Here is a 9,710-nt window from a genome sequence, read left to right on the forward strand (position 1 = left end):
ACACCTCGGTCTCTCTGAAACACCGCGGCGTTCTTATTGGGGCGGCTTCGCCCCCCAGCGCGGGGCAAGCCCGCTCACTACAGGCGTTGGATGGTGACGGTACCTGCGGGCCCGGCCGGCCCCGGCTGGCCTTCCAGCCCTGGCCGGCCCTTGTCGCCACCCTCGGCGCGGTACACCAGGCAGCCTTTGGCTTGCCCACCTTTGCCGGGTTTGCCTGCCGTACCGGCCGCGCCACCCGCCCCGCCATCCACCCAGACCTTGATCTGTTGCGCCGGGTAGCTTTGCGGCAGCTCCACTCGCACCTGCGCACCCGCCGCACCCGGCAGGCCATCGCCACCGTTATCACCGTTGGCCCCGCGCCCGGCCGAACCCCAGGTACAACCCGGGTCTACGCCGTTGGCGCCATCCAGGCCGGCATAGCCCTGGGCTCCAGCGCCACCCCGCGCATCCACCGACAACTCGTCGGCGGTCAACGCATCGATGCGCAAGGTCAGGTCACGCCCCGCCTTGGCAGGGCGCTCATGGGTGCCGGGGGCGCCGCGCGAAGTGATCTGGCTGCCATGCTCCAGTTGCGCGTGGCGTACCTGCAATTGCAACCCTGTATTGCCCGGGGCGATGGCGATACGGGCCTCACGCCCCAAGTGCAGTTCATCTACCGAGACCTGGCTGATAGAGGGCGGAATCAATAGCGTGCCGTAGTCCGCCACACTCAAGCGCTCCAGCTGTAAAACGCTGGTGCTGCTGGGCAGACGCATCAAGGAATTGGTTTCGACGCTGACGCTCTGGGCCAGAGCAATGGGGCTGGCCAACAAGGCCAACAGGAAAACCTTACGCATGAATGGCCTTCTTATTTTGTGCATGGACGGACGCACAGTAACGACTTCTACAGGCGATATGCCAGTGAAGGATAAAAAAAGCCGTGATTTCGACGAAGATCGCCAGCCAGGCCCCTGTGGTTGACACAGGGGCCTGGGCTGTCAGCGGTTGATCTGGATTTCCACGCGGCGGTTCAAAGCGCGGCCTTCAGCGGTTTTGTTGTCGGCCACCGGATGGCTTTCACCCGCACCGCTCACCGAGACGAAATTGCTGCGCGGCACGCCCTGGCTGATCAAGTACTCGACGACCGAATGCGCGCGTTTTTCCGAGAGTTTCTGGTTGTAGGCATCTTTGCCGACACTGTCGGTATGCCCGCTGACGCGCAGTTGCGCACCAGGCGCTTCTTTTTTCAGGCGAGTGGCAATGACATCGAGCTTGGTTTTGTCCGCGGCGGTCAGCTTGGCCGAATCGAACTGGAAGTGCACATCACGGATCACGATGGTTTCTTCCTTGACGACGACCACCTCCTCCACGACCGCCGGCTGCACGACCGCCGGCTGCACGACAGGCGGGCAGCCATTGGCATCGACCTGTACGCCTTTAGGTGTGCCCGGGCACTTGTCGCGGCTGTCCGGCACCCCATCGCCATCTTCGTCGCCATCGCCGTGCACCCAGCAATAGGCACCCGCCATGCCGCCGACCAGCAGCGCGCCATAGCCTGCGTAGGCCGAGCTTTCAGTCGCACCGATCGCCGCACCGGTCACGCCACCGACGGCGGCACAAGTGGGCCAATCGGTTTTTTGCAAACCTGCGCAACCTGTCAATACTCCGGTTAGCAGAACCAAGGGTAGAGCTGTCCGCATGATGCTCATCTGATTTCTCCTGAGGGGATCGGCGGGGGCCGATGGGTGGAGTAAAGACCGCTCTTTTCATCTGCGCCAGTACGCCACACCCCCGTATTCATTGAAGATCGGCGCAGTTGCTCGGGTTTTCGCGCCCACCCGCTCTAGGCCCGCACGCTCAGCCGCGCTAGTCTCTACAGTCCTGATGTGAGGATCTGTGATGACCGCCGGTATTTCTTCTCGTACACCCCAGCAAGCCTTGGCTGCCCTGCTTGACCTGCATGCTCCGAAACGCCTGCTGCTATTGGGGGCCAGCCAGTTACCGGCGCTGGACGCCTTCAAGCAGGCGCATCCCGATACCCAGGTGTTTTGCGCCGCTCCAGGGTCATTGCCGCCAGAGCTGGCCGCGCAGCGGTTTGACCTAGCCCTGGTGGTCGACTGCCTGGAGCACCTGTCAAAACCGCAGGGCCTGACCCTGCTCGGAGGCATTCGCAACCTCAATGCCAGCCGTATTGTGGTGCTGGTGGATCTGAGCGTCTGCGGCTGGAAAGAAACCGACTTCTTCTCCCTGGCCCTGCAGGCCGGCGAGCGGTTCCAGCGCGACGAGCAGGTGCTGACGCTGTTCACCTATGATCTGCTTGACTATAAACAGGTGCCGGACTGGCTAAACGCCCGCTTCTGGGCCAACCCGGAAAACTTCGGAAAGTATTGGTGGTAACCCTATGAGCACATCCATTTGCCCTTGCGGCAGCGGCAACCTGCTGGATGCCTGCTGCGGCCACTATCACGCAGGTCATCCGGCGCCTTGCGCCACCGCGCTGATGCGTTCGCGCTACAGCGCCTATGTGCTGGGCCTGGTGGATTACCTGGTGGCCACCACCCTGCCTGCGCAACAGGCCGGCCTGGACCGTGCGGCCATCGCCGCCTGGAGTGCCCAGAGCACCTGGCTGGGCCTCGAAGTGGAAAACTCCGAGGTGTTTGGCGGCCAACCGGAACACGCCTTCGTGACCTTTACGGCACGCTGGCACGACAGCGCCGGCGAACACAGCCACCGTGAGCAATCTTCTTTCGTACAGAACGAGGGACGCTGGTACTTCATCGATCCGACAGTTGAGGTGAAGGCCGGGCGTAATGATGTATGTTTGTGCGGCAGCGGACAGAAGTTCAAGAAGTGTTGCGCAAGCTACCTTTAATCACCTGACAGGGATAACGCCATGCTTCGGATTTACAGCTTGATGCTGGCGTTGACCCTGGGGCTCACCGGCTGTGCCTCGTGGTTCGAGGACGACGCACCACCGCCCCATGTGGCCTTGGTAAAAGTCGAGGTGGTGCGCGCCAAGTTGCTGGAACAGAAGTTCAAACTGTACTTTCGCGTGGACAACCGTGATGACGCCGACCTGACGGTGCGCGGCCTGGTCTACAAGGTCACCCTGGGCAACTTCGTGCTGACCGAAGGCGAATCCAACGAATGGCTGACCGTACCGCCACGCAGCCACAGTTTTTTCCGGGTGACGGTGCGCACCAACCTCTGGCCGCAGGTTCGTGATGTGGTGCAGATGCTGAAAAACCCTACCAAACCCGTGCCCTATCGGCTGGAGGGCGAGTTGAAAACCGGATTATTCATCGGTAATGACGTGCAGGTGGCCCACAATGGCGAGATAATACCCGGCGATTTTATTCCGGAGCGACATCGATGACCCAGCAACCCCATGTCCATGGTCCTGACTGCAACCACGATCACGATCACCATGATCACGACCACGGCCATGTCCACGGCCCGAACTGCGGCCACGCCCACCAGGAGCCGGTACGCAACGCCTTGAAGGACGTGGGTCGCAACGACCCTTGCCCATGCGGCAGCGCGAAGAAATTCAAGAAGTGCCACGGCGCGTAAGCGATTTCCCCTGGCGCCGGCCACACTGAAGATCCAAATGCGGGAGGGGGCTTGCCCTAATGCCAGTCAGTTAAGGCTTTTTGTAGGAGCGAGCTTGCTCGCGAAAAACTCACAGGCGCCGCGTTCATTCAGGCAACACGCGTTATCGTTGACGTTTTTCGCGAGCAAGCTCGCTCCTACAGACGGCACTTACGCTTAACTGACAGGCATTAGGGCTTGCCCCCTCCCACAGGTTTGATCGCACGTCGGATTTCAGGATTTGCGCTGAAATTGCAGTTCCACTTCCAATCCCCCGCCCTCGCGGTTTTTCAAGCTCAGCCGCCCCTCATGCGCCCGAGCAATCGTGTGCGCAATGCTCAACCCCAATCCATAGCCACCGGTTTGGGCATTGCGTGAGCCTTCCACGCGATAGAACGGCTCCATCACCTGTGACAGCTGCTCCTCGGGAATTCCCGGCCCACGGTCGCGAATGATGATCTTCAAGCTGTCCGCCTGGTCCTCGACCCGTACCACCACCTCTTGGCCATAGCGCACGGCGTTTTCCAGCAGGTTCTGCACACAGCGTTTCAGGCTGCGGGCATAACCGGGCAGTGGCTGTTTCGCACGACCTTCAAGGGTCACGCGTTCCCCCACATCCTGCAGGTCCGCCTGCAAGCTTTGCAGCAACGCATTGATGTCGATGTTCTGCCGCGCCTCGTTGATTTCGCCGCTGCTGACGAAATCCAGGGTACTGGCCACCATGTGCTCCATTTCTTCCAGGTCGGCGCGAAAACGCTCCCGGGTGCGGGTGTCGTCGAGCATTTCCGTGCGCAGGCGCAGACGTGTGATCGGCGAACGCAAGTCGTGGGAAATGGCCGCGAGAAAGCGCGTGCGCTCGGCGATATTGGCAATCAGGCGTTGTTGCATGGCGTTGAAGGCCTGGGCCGCCCGACGCACTTCCGTCGGGCCATCCAGCGATAACGGCGGCCGCTGGATGTCGCGGCCCAGCGCTTCGGCGGCCTTGGCCAATGCATTGAGCGGGCGGATCGCCAGGCGTACCGCCACCAGGGCAATCACGACCAGCACCACTACCCGCAGCAAATAGATACGCATCACATAGTCGAACAGCAGGTCCAGGGGCGATGTGCTCGTCCAGCCTTGTTCCTCGCTGGCGTCCACTTGCAACCAGCGCCCATCGGGTAGGCGCAGGTCGATCAGAAACTGCCCCACCACCGGCCGGGAACCGAGCAGCGTGGAAAGCCCCGCCGTTTGCCCGTCACCATCGACCAGCGACAGGCGCAGCAGATTCAAGGTTGGTGCATAGCCGGTTTTTTCCGACAGGACTTTCTTGATCAAGCGTTCGGTGGGCAAGTCGCTGTCGGTCAGGGTGCTGACCGTATCGCTGGCATGCTCGCTGAGCGTGAGATGAAAGTGCGGGCTGTCGAACAACTGGACCAGTTGATCGGCCTGCGGCGGGTCTCTGTGCACCAGCCGCACCACATCCGCCAGCCGCGTCGCGATCAGCCGCGCCGGAATTTCCAGCACCTGGCCATGGCGTCGGTCGTACCAGATGCTACTGGTCAGGGCCTGGGCCGCGAGCATGCCGCTGACCAGAATCAGCACCAGCCGTCCGAACAACGAGCGCGGCAGCAGCCTCACGACTCCAATACCACATCTTCGGCGGTGAGCATGTAACCCTCGTTGCGCACGGTCTTGATCAACCCCGCCGGCAATTGCGAGCGCAGGCGGCTGACGCACACATCGATAGAACGGTCGAACGGCGTACTGTCCTTGTCGAACACATGGTTGAGCAGGAAGTCGCGGCTCAATGGACGATTGGGGTGCTGCAACAGCAGGCGCAACACGCGGTAGTCCGAATTGCCCAGGCTCACCACCACGCCCTGCGGCGACAACAATTGCCGCGCCCGCGTGTCGAGCTGCCAGCCGGCGAAACGAATGCTCGGCGCCTCATCCAGGCGCGCACGGTCCGGGAAGCTCTGCACCCGGCGCAACACCACCTTGATCCGCACCAGCAACTCACGGGGGTCGAACGGCTTGGGCAGATAGTCATCGGCGCCGATTTCCAGGCCGACGATGCGGTCGATCAACGAGCCCTTGGCGGTGAGCATGACCACCGGCGTGTTGGAACTCACCCGCAGCTCACGGCACAGGCTCAGGCCGTCTTCACCGGGCAGCATCAGGTCGAGCACGATCAAGTCGATGACACTCAACGCCAGGCGGCGGCGCATTTCCTTGCCATCGGCGGCCGTGGACACCTGGAAACCGGCGTCGCTGAGGTACTCGCAAAGCAGCTGGCGGATCTGCGGGTCGTCATCAACGATTAGTAGGTGGTCTTGCTTGGCCATGGGCAGTCAGTCCGAAAATACTCAAAACGCAGGAAATAGCCGAAAGTTCAGCCGGCCGCACACGCAAATGTAATGGAATGTTGTGGGCAGCAATAATCGCGCATCAGCGATACAAAGCCACGGTCCCGCATCGGGAAGCGGTCTTTAGACTACCGAATCTAAATGAGATTAATTGTAATTTAGTTCGGGCCGCTCTGAATGACTTTGCCTACTCCCCAGCGTCACCCTTTGCACTCTACCCTCGCACCGATGTTCGGCCTGCTGGCCGCCGGCAGTGTCACGCCGACGGCGTGGGCCGATACAACCGCCGCAACACCCCAGGATTCGGTATTGAACCTGCCGCAAATCAAGGTCGACGGCGAAGCCTCCTCGACCTTCAAGGTGGACCGGGTCACCTCCGCCAAGATCAGCCAGCCACTGCTGGACGCGCCGCAAAGCGTGACCATCGTGCCGCAGCAGGTGCTCAAGGAGCAGAACGCGCAAACCCTGCAGGAAGTGCTGCGCAACGTGCCGGGCATTACGTTCATGTCCGGTGAAGGCAACCTGGGCTGGGGCGATCTGTTTTCAATCCGGGGGTTTTCCTCGGAGCAGAGCCTGACCGTCGACGGCGTGCGCGACGCGGGCATGTCGACCCGCACCGACACCTTCAACCTGCAACAGGCCGAAGTGTTCAAGGGCACCGGCTCCATCGAGTCCGGGGTTTCCGCCGTGGGCGGCAGCGTCAACCTGGTCAGTAAAGAAGCGCACTTGGGCGACGCCAATAAAGTCTCGGCCGGAATCGGCACCGACAGCTACCGTCGCCTCACCGCCGACCTCAATAAGCAGCTGACCGATACCAGCGCGGTACGCATCAACCTGATGAAACACTACAACCAGGTCGCCGAACGCGACGACGTGGACTACGACCGCTGGGGGATCGCAACGTCCTTCGGTTTCGGCCTGGGCACCGACACGCGCTTTTTTGTCGACACCTTCTATCAGAAAGACACCAACACTCCCGACGGTGGCGTGCCGATCCAGCGTGGCACCGACGGCCACCGCATGCCCGGGGTGAAACGCTCCAACTGGTATGGTGACTCCAGCCTGTATACCCAAGAGAACGAAACCACCTCGCTGACCGCCCGCTTCGAACATGACTTGGACTGGCACGACGCCAACCTGCGCAACCAGACACGCTGGGAGCGCAGCGACAACTTCGCAGTACTCTCCCCGGCGCGCTTCTTCGCCGCCGATGCCAACGCTAAAAAAACCTGCACCGGCACTCGCTGTGCAACCTTGGGCTATACCGGCGCAGGCCCGATCAGCCAGGTAACGGGCAGCACGGTCAATGCTTACACCGACTACTTGAACAACAGCAACACCGGCTACGGCATCCTGCGCGGCAGCGACTTCGGTTTGTCCAAGCGCTACACCATCCTGGATAACCAGACCGACTTCAGCTTCACGTTCAACACCGGCAGCCTGCAACACGCCGTGGTATCGGGCCTGGAGTTCTATCACGAGACCTACGGCGGCCTGAAACGCAACGCGGAGGTGCCGGCCGGCGACCTGTTCTTCGACATGAACAACCCCAGCCATAGCTTTGCCAGCAGCTACGTCACCAAGGGCGAAGGCGACCCACGTTCGGTGATCGACAACGCCGGTGCCTACCTGGGCGACACCGTCACCCTCAATGAACAGTGGCAAGTCCTGGGTTCGCTGCGCTACGACCGTTGGCGCGCCCAGACCCGCCAACGCGGCCAGGCCACGATCAGCAACACCGACGGTGCCGTCAGCGGCCGGGTCGGGGCGGTTTACAAGCCGGTGCCTAACGCCAGCATCTACGTGTCCTACAGCGAGGCCGCGCAACCTTCGGCGCTGGGAGCCTCCACCAACAACCAGATCTACGGCGCTGCCAGCACCCGCAACTACAGCCCGGCGAAGTCGAAAACCTATGAAATAGGCACCAAGTTGGACATTGCCCACGACATGCTCAATGTCACGGCAGCGATTTTTCGCACCGAACTGGACAACGCCTGGGAATACCAGGACGGCGAATCGGCGCCGGTGCGCGCCCTGCCCGCCAAGCGCGTGGACGGCATAGAACTAGGCCTGCAAGGCAATATCACTCCGCGCTGGACTGCGTATGCCGGCTTCTCGGCGCTCAAGAGCACCCAGACCAAAGGCATCAACAAAGGCGCCGAAGCCAAGAACGTCCCCGACCTGACCGCCAACCTGTGGACCACCTACGCCGTCACCGACGCCCTGAGCCTGAGCTTCGGCGAGCAATACGTGGGCCGGCGCCGCTACAGCGACAACCAGTACGTCGGCGGTTTGAACAACAACAGCAGCTACGCCAATGGCCCGTCCGGGGTGTATGCGATCTACACCCGCGACCACGAGAAAGCGCCCGGTTACTGGCTGAGTAACCTGGCGGCGCAATACAAGGTGAACAAGGACACCACGGTCAACCTCAACCTCAACAACCTGTTCAACACATTCTATTACAGCCAGGTCGGCGCCTCCCTCGACGGCTTCCAGCTCTACGGCATCCCGGGCGCCGGGCGCACCCTAACCGCCAGTGTTGATTATGAATTCTGATTTTCCCCTTCCAGGAGCCCTTGCCATGTTGCAGCCCCGCCATCTGTTCAAACTCGGCGTGTTGTGCGCCGCGCTGCTCTTCGGCCACGCCGAAACCGCCGCCGCCCATGAAGTCACTGACGTGCTTGGCCGCAAGGTCGAGGTGAAGGATGACGTCCGGCGCGTGGTGCTCGGCGAAGGCCGGCTGATTTCAGCCTTTGCCTTGCTCGACCAGGACGCGCCGTTCCAACGCATCGTGGGCTGGCAAAATGACTTGCGCCTGCTCGACCAGCACACCTACAACGCCTATGTAGCGAAGTTTCCATCAGTTAAAAACATCCCGTTGATCGGGCAAGCCTCAGAGCAGAGCGTCAGCGCCGAGGAAATTCTTTCACTCAAACCCGACCTGGCGGTGTTCAGCATCTCCGGGCACGGCCCCACCGAGCACAGCCCAGTGGCGGATGTACTAGCCAAGGCCGGTATCCCGGTGGTGTTCGTCGACTTTCGCCTCAACCCGGTCCAAGGCACGCACACCAGCATGACCGCTCTGGGCCAAGCCCTTGGCCGTGAGCCCCAGGCGCAAGCGTTCCTGAATTTTTATGATCAGCACCTCAAGGCCATCACCGATGCCGTCGCCACCCTGCCCGCCGGCCAACGCCCCAGCGTCTTCCTCGAGTTGCTGGCCGGCGTGTGGCAGGCACCGGGGCATACCACCGGCAAGAGCGGCATGGGCGAGCTGATCAGCTTGGTCGGCGGACGCAATATCGCCGCCGGCGTGGTGCCGGGCGCACTGGGCGATATCAGTGTGGAATATGCCCTCAAGGCGGACCCGGATGTGTATATCGCCACCGGCAACCGCCAGCCTGGCCTGATCCTGGGCGCGGGCGTAAGCCACGACGAAGCACGCGCGGGGCTCGAACGCGTATTGGCGCGTCCGGAATTCGCCAACCTGCGGGCCATCCGCGAGGGCAATGCCCACGGCTTGTGGCATGACTTCTACAACTCGCCGTACAACCTGCTGGCCATTGAAGCCCTGGCCAAATGGATTCATCCAGCGTTGTTCGCCAAGCTCGACCCGCACGCGACCATGGACCAGATCAACCAGCAGTTCCTGAAGATGCCACTGCAAGGCGCCTACTGGATCGACGCAAAAACCTCGGTAGAAACCCAGTAACCATTGTGGGAGGGGGCTTGCTCCCGATGGCGGTGTGTCAGCCAAAGACTCGTTCACTGACACACCGCCATCGGGCGCAA

At 61.7% G+C, this 9,710-nt stretch carries 10 protein-coding genes; 6 read left to right on the top strand and 4 right to left on the bottom strand.

What is annotated here, in order from left to right; all coding sequences use genetic code 11:
* Positions 1-77: 77 nt before the first annotated feature.
* On the bottom strand, positions 78-836 hold the full coding sequence (locus tag ACQRBV_RS02485; protein WP_060753820.1) for a hypothetical protein: 759 nt from the start codon (positions 834-836) through the stop codon (positions 78-80).
* Positions 837-977: 141 nt separating this feature from the next.
* Positions 978-1,688, bottom strand: a complete 711-nt coding sequence (locus ACQRBV_RS02490; RefSeq protein ID WP_411984446.1) for an OmpA family protein — start codon at positions 1,686-1,688, stop codon at positions 978-980.
* 190 nt (positions 1,689-1,878) lie between these two features.
* On the opposite strand from ACQRBV_RS02490, the gene ACQRBV_RS02495 reads away from it, so the two are divergent.
* Genes ACQRBV_RS02495 through ACQRBV_RS02510 form a run of 4 tightly spaced genes read left to right on the top strand, consistent with a single transcriptional unit; the run spans position 1,879 to position 3,552 of the window.
* Positions 1,879-2,376, top strand: coding sequence for a DUF6231 family protein (locus ACQRBV_RS02495; protein WP_411984445.1), 498 nt, complete (start codon positions 1,879-1,881; stop codon positions 2,374-2,376).
* A 4-nt stretch (positions 2,377-2,380) separates the two neighbouring features.
* A complete protein-coding gene (locus ACQRBV_RS02500; RefSeq protein ID WP_090366358.1) occupies positions 2,381-2,851 on the top strand; it encodes a YchJ family protein in 471 nt (156 codons plus the stop codon).
* A 21-nt stretch (positions 2,852-2,872) separates the two neighbouring features.
* Entirely contained in the window at positions 2,873-3,355 is a 483-nt protein-coding gene (locus ACQRBV_RS02505) for an LEA type 2 family protein (RefSeq protein ID WP_060753824.1), read from the top strand.
* Entirely contained in the window at positions 3,352-3,552 is a 201-nt protein-coding gene (locus tag ACQRBV_RS02510; protein WP_026136698.1) for an SEC-C metal-binding domain-containing protein, read from the top strand. Before ACQRBV_RS02505 ends, ACQRBV_RS02510 begins: the two co-directional genes overlap by 4 nt.
* A gap of 252 nt (positions 3,553-3,804) precedes the next feature.
* Here the strand turns inward: ACQRBV_RS02510 and ACQRBV_RS02515 are convergent, their stop codons facing one another.
* The gene (locus ACQRBV_RS02515; protein ID WP_411984444.1) at positions 3,805-5,190 is read right to left on the bottom strand and encodes an ATP-binding protein; all 1,386 of its coding nucleotides are present in this window, start codon (positions 5,188-5,190) and stop codon (positions 3,805-3,807) included.
* Positions 5,187-5,897, bottom strand: a complete 711-nt coding sequence (locus ACQRBV_RS02520; protein WP_060753826.1) for a response regulator — start codon at positions 5,895-5,897, stop codon at positions 5,187-5,189. Before ACQRBV_RS02520 ends, ACQRBV_RS02515 begins: the two co-directional genes overlap by 4 nt.
* Positions 5,898-6,095: 198 nt before the next feature.
* Here ACQRBV_RS02520 and ACQRBV_RS02525 point away from each other — a divergent pair, with 198 nt between their 5' ends.
* Together ACQRBV_RS02525 and ACQRBV_RS02530 are read left to right on the top strand one after the other, a co-directional pair.
* Positions 6,096-8,477, top strand: a complete 2,382-nt coding sequence (locus tag ACQRBV_RS02525) for a TonB-dependent receptor (protein ID WP_411984443.1) — start codon at positions 6,096-6,098, stop codon at positions 8,475-8,477.
* A 25-nt stretch (positions 8,478-8,502) separates the two neighbouring features.
* Positions 8,503-9,630 carry an ABC transporter substrate-binding protein gene (locus ACQRBV_RS02530; RefSeq protein WP_411984442.1) on the top strand — a complete coding sequence of 376 codons (1,128 nt, stop codon included), beginning with the start codon at positions 8,503-8,505 and terminating at the stop codon, positions 9,628-9,630.
* The last annotated feature ends 80 nt before the right edge of the window (positions 9,631-9,710 follow it).

Origin of the sequence: Pseudomonas sp. R11F (assembly GCF_050312575.1) — a bacterium.
Lineage (GTDB): Bacteria > Pseudomonadota > Gammaproteobacteria > Pseudomonadales > Pseudomonadaceae > Aquipseudomonas > Aquipseudomonas palleroniana.